Here is a 19998-nt window from a genome sequence, read left to right as displayed (position 1 = left end):
GCCTGTAAAAGTTCAACATGCAACACACCGAAGATGTTTTTAGAAGAAGAGGAGAAAGTGGCGGCAGCATTGAAGTTATCTGCGGTTCAATGTTCTCAGGCAAAACCGAAGAGCTTATGCGCAGGCTTAAGCGTGCCCGCATAGCCCGTTTAAGTGTTGAAATTTTTAGTCCGAAGGCCGATACCCGTTATAGTGATAACGCGCTGGTATCGCACAACTCAAACTCTATCCCATCCATGCCGGTGAGCAAGGCCTCATCCATACTATTACCGGGTAGCCAGGTACAGGTAGTGGGTATTGATGAAGCCCAGTTTTTTGACGATGAACTGCCTGAAGTTTGTAATGCATTAGCCAATAAAGGTGTACGTGTTATAATAGCCGGCCTCGATATGGATTTTCAGGGCAAACCATTCGGCCCCATGCCTGCCCTTATGGCAATTGCCGAATCAGTGACCAAGCTGCACGCGGTGTGTGTAAAATGCGGCAACCCGGCCCTGTACTCCTACCGGATCGTACCCGGCGATAGCCAGATATTACTGGGCGAAAAGGAAAGCTACGAACCCCGCTGCCGTATATGTTATAATACCTAATACTAAAAATTCAGGCCTGTAATAAATACTTGTTTATAAACATTAACCGTATAGCTTTTAGGAATATTTCGACTATAATTGATTATATTGGCTTCTGTTTTCCCCTATCTGTTAATTTAATCCATTAAAAAAGCCAAATCTTAAAACAAAAGGTATGGCAATTTATGTTAATAGGTAAAATCAGGTGCGATATAAACCCACAGGCTTTTAATAGAACACGGCTTACACTTTTATTACAATGCATTTATGGAAGGCACAATCAAAAAAATTCTGGTAATTGAGGATGATAAAGATATAAGGGATACCATCGTTTATATTTTAGAAGAAGAGCAATACGAGGTAATATCATCAGAGGATTCCAAAATTTTAAAATCAATAGACAGCATTAAGCCTGACCTGGTGCTGCTTGATAACTGGCTAACCGATTGGAAAAGCGACGCCAACGGACAGCAACTGAGTAAGGAACTAAAAACAAATCCTGCAACAAGCCATATACCGGTTATCATTATTTCGGCAGTAAGCAATATCAAAGAAATTGCCGAAGCCGGCCTTGCCAATGGCTACCTGCGCAAACCCTTTGACCTTACCGAACTGGTAGGCATAGTAAAAAGGCATCTGGATAAGTAATTCTTTTTTTTTCGAATATCCTTTCAAGATTAACTTCCGCTGGCCTCAAACACTATTGGACTACGTAGTAGCACTCGCAGATTCATCTTATCGCTGTGCATCAAACAGATATCTTATTCTGATTATTTATAAAATTTTTAAATACAAGGTTAAATTAATACTTTTACCTCCACAGTTTTAAACCAAAACATTTATAATTCTATAAAAGCCGCCTGATTAGCAGGCCGCTCTATATAGAATACATAAATAAGGCGTTATACATAAAACCAATTAACAAACAAGAATAGATTTTACGATTATGAAGAATGTTTACTTATTGCTAATGGGGCTTTTGCTCGTTAGCGTTAGTTCCTGTAAAAAAAGCTCCGTTTCCGGGAACGATACCGGAGGTGGGACAACAACTACAAACCCAACAGGTGTTGATGTACCCGCAGGTGATGGCGATGGGGTTACTTTTATTAACTCCGGCAAATCGGTAGTGTTTAACCTGTACGCGCCGGGGAAAAAATCGGTATCTGTAATAGGTGATTTTAACAACTGGACACCTACTGCCATGAAAAACTCAAAAGATGGCACACGCTGGTGGGTTGAGGTTGATAATATCGACCCTAACACTGAATACTCTTATCAGTATTATATTGATGGCTCACTTAAAGTAGCAGATCCATATAGCCATGAGATCCTTGATCCGGCTAATGATCCGGCTATAAATACGCCTAACGTTGTATATCCAAATTTAAAGGCCTATCCTACTGGCAAAACAACCGGTATTGTGAGCGATTTTGAAGTTAACGCGCCAACCTATACCTGGAAAAACACCTCTTTCACACGTCCGGCACAAAAAAATCTGGTTATTTATGAATTACTGGTGCGTGATTTTGTTGCCACCCACACTTACCAGGAGCTAACCGACTCACTTAATTATATAGCAAAACTTGGGGTAAATGCTATTGAGCTGATGCCGGTAAACGAATTTGAAGGCAACGACTCATGGGGCTATAATTCCAACTTTATGTTTGCGCTCGATAAATATTATGGTACGCCAAACGCCTACAAAGCTTTTATTGACGCCTGCCACTCACGCGGAATAGCCGTAATACAGGATATTGTTTTGGAGGATCAGTTCGGCTCATCGCCAATGGTACGCATGTACGCTACTTCAACCGATCCTTCTTCAGGCCCGTCTGCAAGTAACCCATGGTTCGACCAGGCAAATATGCACCCCGATGCTGTTGGCTGGCAATTAAACCATCAACAGGCAGCCACCCAGTATTTCACCGAAAATGTAATGAAATACTGGATGCAGGAATACCATATTGATGGTTATCGTTTTGATGAAGCAAAGGGCTATACCCAGGTAAATTCGGGCACCGTATCAAACGATGCAACTGAAGCCGCCTGGGCCGCTTATGACCAAAGCCGTGTTAACCTGTGGACAAAATACAATGCCTACATGAAGGGCCTCGATCCTAGTTTCTACGTGATACTGGAAATGTTTTCAGCAAATACAGAAGAATCAGCCTATGCCAATTTAGGCATGATGATGTGGACCAACCTGAGTACGCCGGGTGAGCAGGCAACCATGGGCTATCCAACCAACCCCAGCTGGGATATTTCGGGCCTGTTTTATGATGGCTACGGATTTACACAACCTTATGCACTGGTAGCTTATTTTGAAAGCCACGATCAGGAACGCCTACAATATAAAAACGAGCAATATGGTAATGATCAGTTCCCTCCATATAAGGTTACCGATATACCAACAGGCTTAAAGCGCGATGAAATGGGAGCAGCATTTATGTTCTCATCCCCCGGCCCTAAACTGGTATGGGAATATGGAGAACTGGGTTATGATACATCTATTGATTATCCAACCAATACCGATGCCAGCAGAACCGCCGATAAACCTATTTACCCAGCCTATAAAAATGATCCGAACAGGAAAGAGTTATTTGGGGTTTATAAGAAAATGATAAACATGAAGATCAAAAACGCTGTTTTTGCAACTACCAACTTTACTTATAGTCTTGCCGGTTATGTTAAAACCATACAACTGCTTGACCCTAGTGCAAATGTTGAAGTTGTTGGTAATTTTGATGTGATAACCCATACGGCTACCGTAAACTTTCCTTTAGCAGGTACATGGTATGATAACCTGTCGGGAACGAGTATTACTGTTAATAATACAGCATACAGCATGACCCTCGCCCCGGGCGAATATCATGTATATAGCAATGTTGTTTTAAACCAATAATTCAACTAAATTTTCTCAATACTTAAGAACAAGCCCTTATGAGGTAATTATTAATTTATAAGGGTTTGTTCTTATTAATTTTACGTAGATTTTGCGTTAAAATAACAGGCAAGAAAAACCCATCACATTAATTGGTTAATTAATGTGATGGATTGTATATTAGCCAACCCTAAAATTTAACCACAATAAGTAATGAGAATATATTTTTTTAGCAGAACTGATTTGCCGGGAAGGTCTGCTTTTTATTCTTATTACATCTTTCAAAATCTAAAAGCGGTAAAGCTTACCTGTATAGTTTATTTTCTTTTTTGCCTTTTAATAAGGATAATATTTACGGTATACGGTACACAGGTGCAAACCATTGCGCACATAGATAGCTTTAGTAATGCCAATTTGCTTGCCCTGGCAATAACACCATTATTTTACTTTGCCAGCATCTATCTTATAGGCCACTATCAAACAAGAAGCAAATTTCTGGCTATATCTCAAATATTTGTTTTCCTGTTCGCTTTATATATTATTACCAGCGGCATGCGTAATAGCTTCTTTTACATGTACAATCCCCGCAATACCCTATTAATGTATATGACGGGTTTAATCTTAGCAAGCATCTTTTTAACTTTTGAGTATTACGAAACAATTCTTATTACCTTAATAACCGGCCTTCTTTTTAGTATAATGCTACCTTTTTATATACACAATTTTAATGAATTGGCACTTAACAACCTGGCGTCGCTATTATTGCTAACTGTATTTTATTTTATATCCCGGTATTCCTTTTCATACAGGGCCGACAATTTTTTTAAATTAAAGGCCATTAACGAAAAGAACATCGAAATTGAAAATACCATACAGGCCAAAAATGAAATACTAAGTATAGTTGCCCATGATTTGCGCAACCCGCTTACCATCATAAAATCTGTTACCTCATTACTCGCTTTAGATGATGGCCCGGGCGAAGATTATCATGAGAACCTTCAATTGATAAGAGCATCATGCGATAAGGCAAGCTCCATTATAAACGATTTGCTTGAGACTGCCCAAAACGAAATAGTTAATGAATTTGAACTGGAAAGGATTGAGCTTAACGAGTTTCTTACCCTAATAATTGATGAATGGGTCCAGAATAAAATGAGCCAGGTTAGTATTTCCTTCCATCATGCGGGGCACCCGGTTTATGCATACGTGCATAAGGAGAAGATGCAGCGTGTTATGGATAACCTGATCAGCAATGCCCTTAAATTCTCCGGCAAAAATGATCGTATAGAAATTACACTGCGCAATACGAATGAGCATATCTGTATTGACGTAAAAGACTTTGGAATAGGTATCCCGGCCAACCTGTTACCTTATATTTTCGACCGCTTTTCAAAAGCCCGGCGCGACGGCATCCGTGGGGAGATATCAATTGGTTTAGGCCTGAGTATAGTACAGCAGATCATCAAAAAACATAATGGCGAGATCGCGGCCACCAGCACTGAAGAAAACGGAACCACATTCAGCATAGCCTTACCAAAGGCCAAGCTTTAGCATTTATTACTGTGTTTTATAGCTTAGCCCTTTAGCGGTTTTTAAACTATCAATTTTTACCGGCGTTGCTTGCTTTATACCCTGCAAGGCTAAATAGGTCTTCTTCCATTCAGCAGGGTTAGCTTTGGCAGATTGAGAGGTATCAGCGCTATTGTAAAAACCTATTATATCTGTTTTAAGCGATTGGGTAAGATTTTCAAATTTATTATCCTTCAGCTTATCCACCATCTCATCATACGTTTTATCGGTAAGGTTATATTCGCCATACTTAATGGGTTTTCCCGTATCAAAATCAATATTGGCAAGCTTAATGTTTTCGTATTGCAATTCAACAACAGCGTGCGCATAATGCATACTTACAGTATCAAAACTTGCTATAAACAATTTCTCTGACGTTGAATCCGGTTCTTTGATCCTTAAAACCCTAAGCGGACCAACCTTAGGCAATATCTCTATAAAAAGGGCAATAACATCATCTTCAAAAGTTGCCTTTTGTGTTGTTTTCCCAAATTCAAGCCGATAATCTTTCTTTTTCATTTTGTAATGAAAGCTTTTACTGGTTGCGCTTGGGTTCAACTTTTTAATGTCGTTCTTTTTCATTACCCAGGCAGATCGTGTAAGGGTTGGCAAAAGGCTTCTAACCGCCCACCTAAAGGTTGAAATAGCCAGGTCAAGATCCCCGAATACTACATTAATATCCTGTCCGTAAGTTTTCAAAAAGGCTCGTTCCAATACTGGCTTGGCTACATTAAAGCCTATAAAATCATGATAGGCCTGTGTGGGATAATTACCCCTGGCTATTTGCAGCACATCAAAAGATATTTCAACCCGGCTATGGTCTACCCGGTTATCCTCATAAGTAGCAACCTTACCGTATTTCTTTCCAACCTTGTTATACATTATTGGCACTGCGTAATTAGTACCTAATGAATGCCCATATTTATCAGCCATATAATGGCTTAATGCACCAATTGAAAATGCATATTCATTTAAGTTTTGCGATTCCGATAACAGCGCCATTACAAAATCACCTGTACGAACATAATGTGCAAGGTTGGTAAAATACTTACTGCCAAAAGGAAAATAACCCATATCAGCAATCATGCACCCGCCATAGGCATATGAATGAGCAACATGCAGCTCACTATCTGTGGCTGCCGGATATTTTTTTTTCAATAAGGGCCGAATATATTTTTGCCAACCCGCATCTACCACCGCTTCATGCGTGAGTACTGAATAGGCTTTTGACGATAAGGGACTCAAAAACAGAACAACAACAAGTATAAGTAAACACCTGTTTACAGTAAGTGGCTTCATGTAATAATTGGTGTATTAAGGTTATGATATAAGCATTGAACCTGCTAAATGTTTTAACAAAAAGATTCAGGAATAAAGTGTTAAGAATCAGGGGCTACCGCAAAAAATTCTTTGACAACTTCCCAACCTTTCATCTTGATTCTTGATTCCTGGCTCTTGGCTCTAAACCGAACATCTGGTGTATCGAAACCGAACGATTTCGAGTGATAATATTTTTATAAATATCTTATTATCAATAAATTATACACATGGCATATTCTTGGCGCTGATAATCGTAATTATGCATCAAAACCATTATTATGTTTAAAAGCTATTTTAAAACCGCCTTTCGTTTTTTGCTAAAAAACAAAACATTCAGTTTTATTAATATTATTGGCCTGGCCACAGGTACACTGTGTTGTTTGTATATATTATTATATGTGCAGGATCAGTACAGTTATGATAAGCAGCATAAAAATGTAAATGATGTTTACCGCGTTACCACAACGCTGCAATTACCCGGCGATAATCATAAAAACTCAACCTGCTCGCCGCCTATTGTGCCGGCCATGAAACATGATTTTGCCGAAATTGAACAATATACCCGTGCTGTACCCGCCGAAAACTTTGGTGCGCCAAAAACACTGCTTACTTACAAGGAAAAATCCTTTTATGAAAAAGACCTGGTTTATGTCGATTCTACATTCTTCGATATATTCAACTACCACTTCGCCAATGGCACCCCGGTAAAATGTTTAAACGAACCTTACACTGTTGTACTCGTTAAAGCTGTTGCTATTAAACTTTTCGGTAACGAAGATCCCGTTGGCAAAGTTATAACCCTCAACAATGGCTTTGGCAGGCACGACTTTAAAGTAAACGGTGTTATTGACGAAAGCCTTGGCAAAACCAACATAAAGGGCAGCATATTTATTGCCATGAACAGCGGGGGCATGGGCGATTACACCATGAAAGACCAGGACTGGGGAGGCAATAATTTCACCTACTCTTTTATACGCTTAAGGCCGGGCGCCAGTGCTGCTTTACTCGAAAGTAAACTGCCGTCATTTTTAAACAAATACGGTGCCCAGCAAATGAAAGCCATAGGCATGACCAAGCAATTGCACTTGCAACCCGTTAGGGGCATCCACACCACCTCAGACTATGAGGTAGAAATGTCAAAAACGGTTAGCCCGTCATTCCTGAATATTTTATTGCTCATTGCCATACTCATACAGGTAATAGCCTGTATAAACTTCATGAACCTTTCAACCGCGCGCGCATCAAAACGGGCCAAGGAAGTTGGCGTGCGTAAGGTAATAGGCGCAGGCAAATTCGATCTGATAAAACAATTTTTAGGCGAATCATTCCTATTGGCGTTTATTGGGGTGATAATAGCGCTACCGCTTTTATGGTTACTACTCCCTTATCTTAATCAGCTTACCCAAAGTGACATTCAACTATCCATTTTTACCGATTATCGTTTATGGCTGATGCTCATGGTACTCATACTAATTACCGGCTTTGTTGCGGGCAGTTACCCAGCATTTTATCTTTCAGCATTTAAAGCGGTAAAGGTTATAAAAGGCAATTTCAGCAACCAGGTTTCTGCTGCGGGTATCCGCCGCTCATTGGTGGTATTTCAGTTTGTGTTGTCAATTGTATTGATAACCGGTATCATTATTATTTACAGCCAGTTAAGCTATATTAAAAACAAGGACCTGGGTTTCGATAAGAACCAAAAGCTGGTTTTCAGCTTTTATACCAGCGATACACAAAAGCAGCTGGATGCCTATGCTAATGACCTTCGCCAGCTGGCCGAGGTAAAGGTCGTTAGTAAATCCGATAATTATTTGAGCCAGTTTGTACCACATGACCATGGTGTTTACCCCGCCGGCGGTAATATGACCACCGCTATTGACGCGCAAAATATTATTACCGATGAAAACGTATTGAAAGCAAACGGCATAAAGTTAATAAGCGGTCGCAATTTCAGGCTGAACGATACCGGAAAGGTTTTGATAAACGAAACCCTGGCAAAAAGGCTTGGCCTAACTCTGGATAAAGCTCCCGGAACACGATTGTACACACAATATGGCAATAACCCGTTAACCTTTGTTGAGGTAGCCGGCGTGATGAAGGATTTCAACTACAACTCGCTGCATGCTGATATAAAGGCCTTTATGTTTGTTTATGATAACAACCCCGGCAGTTTTAATGATCTTGTGGTATCTGTCAACAGCAAAAACTATAAAGAATTGCTGAGCAAAATTGAAGCTATATGGCACAAGGATATGCCTTCAACGCCTTTTGAATATTTGTTTTTAGACCAGGAGGTACAAAAGCAATATGAGGCCGAGATCACCATGTCGCAGATCATCAATTCATTTACTTTAATGGCTATACTGATCTCATGTTTGGGTTTATTTGGTTTAGCTGCCTTTAGCGCCGAGCAACGAAACAAGGAAATAGGAATCCGCAAAGTATTAGGCGCAAGTGTAAGCGGCATAGTACAGTTATTATCTAAGGATTTTTTACAGCTGGTGCTTATCTCTTTTGTAATAGCAACCCCAATAGCATGGTACGCCATGAATAAGTGGCTACAGGCTTTTGCCTACCGTATATCCCTCAGCTGGTGGATGTTTGCCCTGGCCGGTGTGATAGCCGTGTTTATAGCCTTGTTCACGGTAAGCTTCCAGGCCATAAAAGCTGCGCTGAGCAATCCTATCAAAAGCTTAAAAACTGAATAGAAACACAAGTAACTTCTTCATTATTAATGATTTTACATACATTAGTGTAAACATTATTAATAATGAAGAAGTATAACATTTCAGCCATTAAATGTTTGGCGCCTTTTTTATTGGCGGCTTGTTTATGTACATCTTGCAAAAACCAGCATCAGGAAACAAATGATGTTGGTATTGATAGCGTGGCTGTAAAAGACAGCATAACTGCCCTCACCGTTAATATAACTCATGACCTCTCTACCAAAGGCCCGGTTGCATGGCTTAATTATTTCCAGGATAACCCCAATTTTTTTATGGCGAATGAGGGTCAGTTGGCATTGCATAATTATCAATCGGCAAAAGCATTTATACAGGATACCCTGGTTAAAAGCATCAACAAAATAAACCTGCAATGGAGCCATACCCGGATTGATGTATTGTCACAGAACATTGCCGCTATTGGCAGCGATTTTCATGAGGATATTACTTTTGCGTGGGGTCAAACCACGCCTTTTGATGGTTACTTCACAGGCGTAGCCATTAAAACCCCAAAAGGCTGGAAGCTGAGGAATGCGCACTGGTCGATAAAACCTCCCTCTAAATAAGCACTACAAGCCGTGCATTTTTATCCGGATCAGCATTGTAACAAATTTGTTTGATATACCGATGTTATAAATATGCCTGTATATTTTAACTTTGGCTCACTGTACTTATTACCTGAATATAACCTATGAGAAAATTACTGCTGGCCGTAGTACTACAGGCCGCATTTATACCGGCATCTATGGCGCAAAAGTCCATCTACCATAAAGGATGGGTTGATTTTAATAAAAATGGTAAAATGGATGTTTTTGAAGACCCATCACAACCCATTGACAAGCGCATTGCCGACCTGCTGAGCCAGATGACCGTTGAGGAAAAAACCTGCCAGCTGGCTACCTTATATGGTTATAAAAGGGTACTAAAAGAGGAAATGCCTGCCGACTCCTGGAAAAATGAGGTTTGGAAAGATGGCATAGCCAATATTGATGAAGAGCTGAATAACCTTACCTCGCATACGGATGATGCGCCAACACAATACAGCTTCCCTTATAGTAAACATGCGGCGGCTATCAACACCATACAAAAATGGTTTGTGGAGCAAACCCGCATGGGTATACCGGTTGATTTCACCAACGAGGGTATCCACGGTTTAAACCACGATCGCGCTACTCCCCTGCCCGCACCAATAGGTATAGGTAGTACTTTTGATAAGGAATTGGTAAGACAGGCGGGCCAAACCGTAGGTCGCGAAGCAAAGGCATTAGGCTATACCAACGTATACACCCCAATACTCGACCCTGCCCGCGACCAGCGCTGGGGCCGTGTAGTTGAATGCTATGGCGAGGACCCATACCATATTGCCGAAATGGGCAAGCAAATGTGTTTAGGTGTACAGGAAGAAGGTGTGGCATCAACCCTAAAACATTTTGCAGTATACAGCGTACCCAAAGGCGGCCGTGATGGCGCCGATCGTACCGATCCACATGTAGCGCCAAGGGAAATGTATCAGATCTACCTTTATCCGTTCAGAAGAGTGATACAGGAAGCACACGCCATGGGCGTAATGAGCAGTTATAACGATTGGAACGGCGAACCTATAACCGGCAGTTATTATTTCCTGACTGAGCTATTAAGACAAAAATTTGGATTCGATGGTTATGTGGTATCTGATAGTGAAGCCGTAGAATTTTTATACAGTAAGCACCATGTAGCAGGTGATATTAAAGAAGCCGTTCGCCAGGCTATTGAAGCCGGATTGAATGTGCGCACCAACTTCACCATGCCGCAAACCTATATTTTTCCACTGCGCGAACTGGTTAAAGAAGGCAAAGTATCTATGAAAACCCTCGATTCCCGCGTTGCAGATGTATTAAGGGTGAAATTTAAACTCGGTTTATTTGATGATCCTTATGTAAAGGACCCGAAAGCTGCCGATAAAATTGTGCACACTGCGGCAGCCGAAGAAATGGCAACTCAAATGAACCGCGAGAGCATGGTATTGCTAAAGAATGCAAACAACTTATTACCGCTTGATAAAAGCAAAATAAAGAATATACTGGTAACCGGTCCGCTTGCTGCCGAAACCAATTATGCTATCAGCCGTTACGGACCATCGCACAATCACGTAACCAGTGTATTGGATGGTATTAAAGACTACGTAGGCACAAGCGCCACAGTAACCTACACCAAAGGCTGCGATATTGTTGATGCCACCTGGCCCGAAAGCGAGATCATTGAAACACCATTGACCGACAAAGAGCAGGCAGACATAAACGCTGCTGTTGAGCAAGCCAAAAATGCTGATGTAATTATAGCCGCCGTAGGCGAGGATGTTGACCGCGTTGGCGAGAGCCTTTCACGCACAGGTTTAAATCTTCCCGGCAGGCAATTGAAGCTAATACAGGCTTTACAGGCAACAGGCAAACCGGTGGTAATGGTGATGATAAACGGGCAACCACTGACCGTAAACTGGGAAAACAAATATGTGCCCGCTATATTAGAAGCATGGTTCCCCAGCGCTGAGAGTGGTAAGGTAATAGCCGAAACTTTATTTGGCGATAATAACCCGGGCGGTAAGCTATCCATCACTTTCCCAAAAACCGTTGGGCAGATAGAATTTAACTTCCCATTCAAACCTGGCTCACAGGCATCACAACGGGGCGAAAACAGTTGGGGAAATACCAGTGTGAATGGCGCATTGTATCCGTTTGGTTACGGGTTAAGTTATACTACTTTTGAATACAGCAATCTACAGGTATCTCCCGAAAGCGGGCATTCGCAAGCCGATGTACAAGTAACCGTTGATGTAACCAACACCGGCCAGCGCAAAGGCGATGATGTGGTGGAGTTATACCTGAAACAGGAACTCAGCAGCGTAACCACTTATGAGTACGACCTGCGCGGCTTTGAACGTGTACCCCTAAATCCTGGCGAAAAGAAAACAGTACACTTCACCCTGCACCCCGATGACCTGGCCATCCTGGATAAAAACATGAACTGGACCGTTGAACCCGGCAAGTTCCAGGTAATGATAGGTGAATCATCACAGGATTTGAAGTTGAAGAAGGAATTTGTGGTGGAAAAGTAGCTGAAAGGTGAAAGGCTAAAGCCGAAAGGTATTATCAAGCGTCATTGCTGTGAGGTACGAAGCAATCCCAAACTATACAGAGCAGCTCTGCTAATCGGGGATTGCTTCGTTCCGCGCAATGACGCGTTTTAAAGCTCCTACCACTTTTAGCGCAAGTCTTGTGTGTTGGGGGTAGAGAAATGGCTGACTTGTGTTTTTTAAATTTATATCACAAGTCATCCTCACACAAACAGCCGCACAAGACTTGCGCTAAATAGGGGAGCGACTCTGCTAATCGGGGATTGCTTCGTTCCTCGCAATGACGCGCTTTGAAGCCCCCAGCCCGTTCAAGCGTCCGCGCTTAAACCAATGCGCATAAACGCATATCAGCAATATCATAAATAATATTATTTTTGTCTGCATAAGAATAAACCCTGCATCAGCCAAAAATGACAAAGAAAAAGATATTGATTACCGGTGCAAGCAGGGGCTTAGGTTTGGCAATATCGCAAAAGCTTAGTGACGATTACGACCTGATCCTTCATGCCTCAAAGCCAGAAAGTTTCACTACTGAGATCCCCAATAGTACCATACTTTGTGCCGATTTTAACGATCCCACGCAACTTGCCGATTTTTGCAAGCGCCTGAAAAAGGAGCACGGCGATTCACTTTACGGTGTGATCAATAACGCTGGTGTCACCTTTGATAAACCGCTAAACTATCAGCCTGACCGTGAAATAGAGGCCATGCTGAACATCAACCTCAAGGCCCCTATCATGATCTGTAAAACGGTTATGAAAATTTTCAGTTTGACACAGCAGGGAGTTATCATCAACATCAGCTCGGTAGTTGGCGAAAGCGGGCATGCCTTTCAATCGGTTTACGCGGCAACAAAGGCGGGTTTAGTGGCATTATCAAGATCATTGGCCCAGGAAGCAGCCGAATTAAGCCAGGAGCACCAAATAAGAGTACTAAGTGTATCCCCGGGTTTTATAGAAACAGAGATGACAGATGCCATACCTGCAGCAATAAAAGAAAAATATTTAGGAATGATACCAGCCAAACGCTTCGGCAGTGTGAATGATATTGCCGAAACAATAGCGTTCCTGGTATCAGATAAGGCATCATACATAAACGGCACCAACATACATATTAATGGGGGCTTAATTTAACGAATATGGCAGATACACTTGTAGGAGCTGACCCCGCACACTGGCTATTATTATATGGGCCAAAAAAACGATACGTGGATAGCTACCACTGGCATTTACCAAAGGAGGCCATTGTAGCCAGCTATACCCCCACCGCTTATGATGTGGAAGACCATTTTGATATTTTCAGAGGGGTTGACCAGATTGAGTCGTTCGCGCAGGCAACTGTTGTTTCAATGGGAGGCTTTCTGGAATGTAAAAAGATGGGCATTTCACAGCAGGAAATGGCCGAATTATTTGTTCCTGCATTCATTAGTATTGGCAATGTCAATTTCCGTTACTATTTGGAAAAGGGTCAAACTTTTATTAACATTGGTTTTATCACGTTCTATAAATTCAGGCAAATGGTTTGCGAAGGGCGAATTTATAAGGTACCACAAGGATTGGATCTTGATGCTTACTTTAAGGATTTTACCATAGAGCGATTAAAAGCTTATGACCTGAGCAACGATTTTGTTTTAGTAGCCGAATTATTTGAGATAACGGGAAGAGGATTAAAAAAAGAAAAATTTAACACGCAATCACAATCATAAATGGAAAGACAGGAAATAATTGACGGGCTGATAGAAGTTTTAAGAACCGTTAGAACCATCGACCCGGAAAAACTAAATAACGTTACCGAGGAGACAGATTTCTTAACTGACATGAATACCCCATCAACCGAACTGATAAACATTGCGGCAAAGGTTGAGCAAAAATTTGATGTTGAGTTTGAAGATGATGATATAGATAATTTGGGTTCAAAAGTAAAAGACATTGTTGACCTGATCATCAGGGCAAAAGAAAGAGAAGCATAATTATGTCTAACAGAAAGGTAGCAATTGTTGGTATGGGGGGCGCTTTCCCCGATTGCGCCGATATTAACGTGTTTCGTGATAAACTCTTTTCGGGCAAAAGCCTGATCAGGGAATGGCCGCAGGCGGTTGCTTACAATAAACAGATCCGATCAACCGTATCGGGTTTTATCGAAGAGGAAGAAATGGGCCTTGAGCCTATTTATGCCAGCCCGGTTAACGGTTTTCCTGAAACTTATGTTGATAAGCTCGATCGCATACCTGCCATTAACCTGGCTACTTCCGATCTGGGTTGCATCTGGGCCATGCTCGGTGCGCAGGAATCTATAAAACAAGCCGGCTGGACAAAAGCTGAAACTGAATCAGAACAAACTGGTGTGGTAGTTGGCTCAGGTGGCGGCGGCAACGTAATAGCGCGCAATGCCTGGCATGCCTTTTTTGAATTGGGCAAAAAATCGCGTATAGCGGGCTCACATACTGTCGATAGGGCAATGGCCTACCGCGAAGCCGCCAATATATCATGCCTTATAAAAAACAAAGGTGTTTGCGAATCCATTATATCTGCCTGTGCTACCGGCCTGGGTAATATTGGTTATGCTTATCGTTTAATACGCTTTGGCTTACAGGACCGCGCCATTGCAGGTGGTGTTGAGGGAACATCTATCGAAACTTTTATTGGTTTTGATGCCATGCAGGTTTTGAGCAAGGGCTTTGCCCCGGCTGAAAGCTCACGCCCTTTTGATATCCGCAGAAATGGTTTTGTAAGCTCTTTCGGTGCCGGTATTGTGGCATTGGAAGAATACGAAATGGCAAAGGCACGCGGCGCAAAAATATACGCGGTAATTGATGAATATTTCAACAATTCAGATGGTGACGGCAATATGTTCTACCCATCATATGATGGGCAACTAAGGCTTTGGAAAGGATTATCGGCAAATGCACACATTAAACCAGATGTAGTTAAAGTACATGGTACGGCAACACCTGTAGGTGATATTCTTGAATTAATCAGCGTTGTAGACACACTTGGCGAAGATGGCTACCATGTTTCGGCACCAAAATCACAATTTGGGCATATGCTGGGTGGCGCAGGTTCTGTAGAGCTAATCACCGCTATCATGATGTTGGAGAACCAACAGGTATTACCTTGCTTAAACTCGGATACATTGAACCCTGAACTGGAAAACTTTCAAAAAGCAGAAGGCTGGAAAGGTTCAACCAAACCGGCAACTGCTTACAGGCATTTAATACCCCAGCAAACGCTATCAAAAGAAATAAACCAAATAGTGTGTTTAAACTATGGCTTTGGCGGCACTAACAGCGCCATGGCTATTTCGAGAGATATATAAACAGTCCTCCTTGTCATTGCGAGGAGGAACAAAGCAGTTTAAAACTTAGTAAGTCTGGATTACATTAACAATTGCGCTCGTCTGTGACGAGTGCTTAAACTGGGTTAGCGTTTGTAACGCGACTGGCGATGCAATCGCCAAAACATATTAAGCACTCGTCACAGACGAGCGCAAATAATAATATTTCCTCCTTGTCGTTGCGAGGAAAGAACAACTTATAACATGATCAACAATACAAATAAAGTCGCGGTAATATTTGGAGTTAGGAACGATAGTTCCATAGCTTATAATGTGGCTTTAAAACTACATCAATCAGGTTGTAAAATAACATTGAGCTATGTTGCCGATACCAAAGATGAAGTAATGTACCTGATGAAAAAACTGGGCATGGATACCCGTTTTGCCATGGAAGTTGATGTAAGGAATGAAGCACAAATAACAGCTTTTCTGCAAACAGTTCATGATGGCCTGGGCCCAATTGATTATATATTGCATGGTGTTGCCTTTGGTAACCAGCAGGTGATGTGCTATACACTGCCGGGCAGTAAGGAAGAGCCATCAACTTATATCAATATCCCTTTTGAGGATTTTATGGATTCCTTTAACATCAGCGCTTACTCTCTGCTCAGGGTAGCACGTGTTGCCGAGCCGCTGCTTGCGCCAAACGCGTCTATATTAACACTTACTTATAACGCTTCACAAAGGGTATTTCCGCAATATGCGGGCATGGCCATAAATAAAGCGGCGCTGGAAAATATTGTACTGTACCTGGCCAGTTATTTCAGGGGGAAGAAGATCAGGGTAAATGCTATTTCGGCAGGTTTGGTTATGACCACCTCTGCAGGGGTGATCAGTGGCGCGCGTACCTTACGCAAAATGGGCAAATTCACCGCTCCGCTGGGTAATATTGATGCCGGCGATGTTGGCGATACCGCTTTATATTATTTCTCCGATCTATCGAAAAAAGTGACCGGCAATATTCATTATGTTGATGGTGGTTTTAATATTATGGGCGTGGCAGTAGATGGAGAATAAAATATTCAAATCGGTTAATGATATAGCTGCTGATAAAAAATTCGCTGTCGGCAATGACCTTGTTCACCTGCCAACTTTCCTGCTCTCGCTAACCGAACCCTTCAAAAACAAAGCTTACACCCCTACTGAGATCGCTTATTGCGATCAGTTTAGTGAATCCGCATTACGCTACGCATCAACATGGGCAGCTAAAGAGGCTGTTTATAAAGCCGTAAAACAGCTCGATCCTAAAGCGCTCGGCTGGAAAAAAATAGAAATAACCCGCGATAAACCCGGCGGCCAACCGAACGTAACTTTACACCAGCATCCCGGCAGGTTTAAAATAAGTTTATCTATATCGCACGATGGCGATTATATTTGGGCGATTGCTTTTATCGAGATCAGTTAACCCGCAATAGTTTTGACATCACATTACTTTGAAAACGCATTAGTTAAGCTCCATTATTACAAATTTGGTAATGGGCCGCAGTCTATGCTATGTTTTCACGGTTATGGCATGCATGGCAAACAGTTCTTATTGCTGGAGCCAGCGCTTGGCAGCAAATACACTTTTTTCGGTTTCGATCTTTTCTTTCACAAGGAAACCAAGCTAACCGATCAAAGCCTTGAAGCGGTAAAGGCCCGCATCACCAAAAAACAATTTGCCGCGCTTATTGAGGAATTTTGTGCTTATGAGCATATTGATCGCTTTTCGGTAATCGGATATTCAATGGGTACACACTATGTAACCGCTGTGGTAGAGGAACTGGGTAGCCGGGTTGATGAGTACATTGTTGCCGCGCCATCGTCCATATATCCCGGTAAGCTGATAGAGTTTTTCAGCAAATACAAGCTCGGCAATAAACTGCTGGAGAAATTAGTATTGAGCGAAAAGGCACTCATCAACATGCTTAACCTCTGCAAATGGCTCGGGTTTATTGATGATGTGGGACGTAATATTTTATATAAGGAGATCGATACGCCCGAGTTACGTTTTAACCTGTATGCCTCTTTTATTTACCTGCGCCTGTTTGAAACCGATGAAGCACAATTAATAAAAACACTTACTGAATATAACATTCGCAGCATATTTATATTTGGCAAACGCGATAAAATGTACCCGCCATCAATAGGCAAGGCTTTTTTCGCTAAATTTAAACAGGCCGAAATTGTAATTTTAGATGAGCACCATGAGCTTATCAACAAAAACTTTGTTTCCGCGTTATCTGGTTTATTGCTATGATCATCAAATCAAAACCATTATCTCCTTTCTTCATCAAATGTTTCGGTTTTATCATAGGCCTTGTTTTTAAACGCCGATCAAATAAACTGATCGTAAAAACGGTAGACTTAAAACCCAACCACTCTTACATATTAATGTGTAATCATTTTAGTTTTTGGGATGGTTTTTGGGCATTTTATATGTGCTATAAATACTTTAACAAACCGGGTGGTGTGAAACGTATTTATGCCATGTCGTTAAAAAAACAGATGTTAAAAAATAAATGGTTGCAGTATATCGGCAGCTTTTCAGTTGAGCCGGGCAAACGCTCCATACAGGAAAGCTTTGATTATGCCGCCGAAATATTATCCCAACCCGGCAACCTACTGCTATTTTACCCACAAGGAAAACTGGAAAGTATGCATGTAAGAAACATTAAATTTGATGAGGGCTTATATGAAATTGTTACCCGCATAAAAGGCGATTGCCAGCTGATATGGTGCAGCAACGTTGTAGAATACTTTGAAAGTTTGCGCCCTACCCTGCATGCTACCATGCTGGATTGCGGCACAAATCATGATTTTAATTTTGATGAGTTAAAGCAGAAAGTAAACAAACACCATATCAAATGCATTGAAAGCAATATCCGCTACACCGATGAAGGGATAACATATAAGTGATAGTTTTGAGTTCTGAGTCTTGAGTCTAAAGTCCCAAGCCGGATTCTGTTCTTTTAACTTTCGACTTCAGACTGTAGACTTATGACTTAAGACTTAAGACTAGCGGTGCATCCTTTCCAGGCCATCTTTTGCCTGGGTATCAATACTGCTTTGGTATTCATGATTTCGCATATCCAGCGCCTGTTTGTAGTAATTGGCTGCCATGTAATCATCTTTTATGTATTCATAAATACCGCCGATGCTCAGGGCAGCGTTGGCAGCATAATAGTAGGTACTTGTTTTCCCGATATTTATCGCTTTCTGATACCAGGCTATGGCATCGTTAAACTTATTCATCTTTTCGTAGATACGGCCCAGCCTGTAGTTCAGTTCAATTTTATCGCGCAGCAATTTAAGTTCACCCTCCTGTTTGCCTTTTAACTGGGCAAGTGCCTTATCGTAATAACCGCCATCGCAATAAAACCTGGCTTTCAGTAAATCATAATCCGGGCGATTATCATTTGCTTCCTTTAGCGCCTGTTTGTCCTTTTCATCGGTGGTATAACCTTTTGTACGGGCCAGTTTCAGATAGTAGTTGTACTTGGCCTCATCGTTCCTGAAAAAGTAACAGTAAGCCACTTTAAGGTACGAGTCCTTAATATAATTTACGCCTTTGTACTCGTCAATATATTTAAGCAGATACACATAGGCGTCGCTATCCATACGGCATAATTTGGCACAGCCCAACAAGTAATCAAGCGTTGGTAAAGGCGTGTATTTGGCTGAGTGTGGCACATCCTGCAAATTAGCAATAGCTTCCTCATTATGCCCGGTTTTGGCTGCCACATAACCTTGCAGGTAAGTACGGAGCAGGTCCTTATTATCCATACCGGCTATATAGCCCATCAGCCTGTTATAATTGTTTTTGTTATGCAAAACATCAATATCCATATAGCACAGGTAAAAGATAACCTCATCCTTATAATAGCTATATTTTGTAGCGGATATTTGCGTGCGCAATTTTTCCAGTTGTGCAACACCCGCCTGCACATTGCCACCCATGCCTAAAAATTTGGCAAAGGTTTTTAAGTTTGATGGCATGGCACCAAAAACAACATTTATCAGCGCAAGATCTTTTTGAGCGGGTAAAAAATCGGGGTATTTTTCCGTGTTATCGTTTAGCAGATTACGGGCCTTTTTAAAATCGGATGCCGAGGATGTATAATCACCAAACTTGGCCTTTATCAGCCCCCATTGTAAATAAACTTCGGCTTGTGCGTATAGGTAATAGGGTGAGTTCTCCTCGTTCCCTTTCAGCGCATCAATCCTGTCTGATTTTTTATCCTTTAGCAGATCGTATTCATTTTTATTATCCGAGGTGATCAGGCTGATGTAATCAACATAATTATCCAATAATATAGTTATACCATTTTGCGGATATTGCTGTTTTTCCTGTTGGATGATAGCCCGGGCATCATTCAGCCTGAAATCAAATACGGCTTTATAGGCATCCATACAGCGCGCATCGAAATTATAATTTGCGCTGGCAGTTAACCTGCAGCCTACAAAAACAATAACAAATAAAATACTTTTAAACTTCATTAATCATGGGCAAGG

At 41.5% G+C, this 19998-nt stretch carries 17 protein-coding genes; 15 read left to right on the top strand and 2 right to left on the bottom strand.

Annotated features, from left to right (window positions below; translation table 11 throughout):
• Positions 1 to 17 precede the first annotated feature (17 nt).
• From BLU33_RS03985 to BLU33_RS03970, 4 genes are all read left to right on the top strand, one after another.
• Positions 18 to 590 (top strand): thymidine kinase, encoded by a 573-nt coding sequence (locus tag BLU33_RS03985; RefSeq protein WP_091369575.1) that lies wholly within the window; start codon positions 18 to 20, stop codon positions 588 to 590.
• 246 nt (positions 591 to 836) lie between these two features.
• Entirely contained in the window at positions 837 to 1217 is a 381-nt protein-coding gene (locus BLU33_RS03980; RefSeq protein ID WP_091369573.1) for a response regulator, read from the top strand.
• 298 nt (positions 1218 to 1515) lie between these two features.
• On the top strand, positions 1516 to 3471 hold the full coding sequence (locus tag BLU33_RS03975) for an alpha-amylase family glycosyl hydrolase (protein ID WP_091369571.1): 1956 nt from the start codon (positions 1516 to 1518) through the stop codon (positions 3469 to 3471).
• 192 nt (positions 3472 to 3663) lie between these two features.
• Complete coding sequence (locus tag BLU33_RS03970; protein WP_091369569.1) at positions 3664 to 5001, top strand: sensor histidine kinase; 1338 nt, start codon at positions 3664 to 3666, stop codon at positions 4999 to 5001.
• Between the two features lie 6 nt (positions 5002 to 5007).
• Here the strand turns inward: BLU33_RS03970 and BLU33_RS03965 are convergent, their stop codons facing one another.
• Positions 5008 to 6318, bottom strand: coding sequence for a zinc dependent phospholipase C family protein (locus BLU33_RS03965; protein WP_091369567.1), 1311 nt, complete (start codon positions 6316 to 6318; stop codon positions 5008 to 5010).
• Positions 6319 to 6617: 299 nt separating this feature from the next.
• Between BLU33_RS03965 and BLU33_RS03960 the strand changes: the two genes are divergently transcribed.
• The 11 genes from BLU33_RS03960 to BLU33_RS03910 all read left to right on the top strand — a co-directional run bounded on the left by BLU33_RS03960 (position 6618) and on the right by BLU33_RS03910 (position 18402).
• Complete coding sequence (locus BLU33_RS03960; RefSeq protein ID WP_091369566.1) at positions 6618 to 9047, top strand: ABC transporter permease; 2430 nt, start codon at positions 6618 to 6620, stop codon at positions 9045 to 9047.
• Positions 9048 to 9109: 62 nt separating this feature from the next.
• Positions 9110 to 9628 carry a nuclear transport factor 2 family protein gene (locus BLU33_RS03955; RefSeq protein WP_091369563.1) on the top strand — a complete coding sequence of 173 codons (519 nt, stop codon included), beginning with the start codon at positions 9110 to 9112 and terminating at the stop codon, positions 9626 to 9628.
• 125 nt (positions 9629 to 9753) lie between these two features.
• On the top strand, positions 9754 to 12153 hold the full coding sequence (locus BLU33_RS03950) for a glycoside hydrolase family 3 N-terminal domain-containing protein (RefSeq protein ID WP_091369561.1): 2400 nt from the start codon (positions 9754 to 9756) through the stop codon (positions 12151 to 12153).
• A 428-nt stretch (positions 12154 to 12581) separates the two neighbouring features.
• Positions 12582 to 13304, top strand: coding sequence for an SDR family NAD(P)-dependent oxidoreductase (locus BLU33_RS03945; protein ID WP_091369560.1), 723 nt, complete (start codon positions 12582 to 12584; stop codon positions 13302 to 13304).
• Between the two features lie 5 nt (positions 13305 to 13309).
• A complete protein-coding gene (locus BLU33_RS03940) occupies positions 13310 to 13876 on the top strand; it encodes a hypothetical protein (protein WP_091369558.1) in 567 nt (188 codons plus the stop codon).
• Positions 13877 to 14140 (top strand): acyl carrier protein, encoded by a 264-nt coding sequence (locus BLU33_RS03935; RefSeq protein ID WP_091369556.1) that lies wholly within the window; start codon positions 13877 to 13879, stop codon positions 14138 to 14140. It begins immediately after the preceding gene.
• Between the two features lie 2 nt (positions 14141 to 14142).
• Positions 14143 to 15486, top strand: coding sequence for a beta-ketoacyl-[acyl-carrier-protein] synthase family protein (locus BLU33_RS03930; RefSeq protein ID WP_232009389.1), 1344 nt, complete (start codon positions 14143 to 14145; stop codon positions 15484 to 15486).
• A 222-nt stretch (positions 15487 to 15708) separates the two neighbouring features.
• On the top strand, positions 15709 to 16521 hold the full coding sequence (locus BLU33_RS03925) for an enoyl-ACP reductase FabI (protein WP_091369552.1): 813 nt from the start codon (positions 15709 to 15711) through the stop codon (positions 16519 to 16521).
• Positions 16511 to 16909, top strand: coding sequence for a holo-ACP synthase (locus BLU33_RS03920; RefSeq protein ID WP_091369550.1), 399 nt, complete (start codon positions 16511 to 16513; stop codon positions 16907 to 16909). Before BLU33_RS03925 ends, BLU33_RS03920 begins: the two co-directional genes overlap by 11 nt.
• 12 nt (positions 16910 to 16921) lie before the next feature.
• Positions 16922 to 17743: an alpha/beta fold hydrolase gene (locus BLU33_RS03915; protein WP_091369549.1), complete on the top strand. Its 822-nt coding sequence runs from the start codon at positions 16922 to 16924 to the stop codon at positions 17741 to 17743.
• Positions 17740 to 18402: a 1-acyl-sn-glycerol-3-phosphate acyltransferase gene (locus BLU33_RS03910; RefSeq protein ID WP_091369547.1), complete on the top strand. Its 663-nt coding sequence runs from the start codon at positions 17740 to 17742 to the stop codon at positions 18400 to 18402. Before BLU33_RS03915 ends, BLU33_RS03910 begins: the two co-directional genes overlap by 4 nt.
• Positions 18403 to 18501: 99 nt before the next feature.
• Here the strand turns inward: BLU33_RS03910 and BLU33_RS03905 are convergent, their stop codons facing one another.
• The gene (locus tag BLU33_RS03905; protein ID WP_091369545.1) at positions 18502 to 19983 is read right to left on the bottom strand and encodes a tetratricopeptide repeat protein; all 1482 of its coding nucleotides are present in this window, start codon (positions 19981 to 19983) and stop codon (positions 18502 to 18504) included.
• Positions 19984 to 19998: the final 15 nt, after the last annotated feature.

It is taken from the genome of Mucilaginibacter mallensis, from assembly GCF_900105165.1.
Lineage (GTDB): Bacteria > Bacteroidota > Bacteroidia > Sphingobacteriales > Sphingobacteriaceae > Mucilaginibacter > Mucilaginibacter mallensis.
This window is presented reverse-complemented; position numbering and strand designations above follow the sequence as displayed.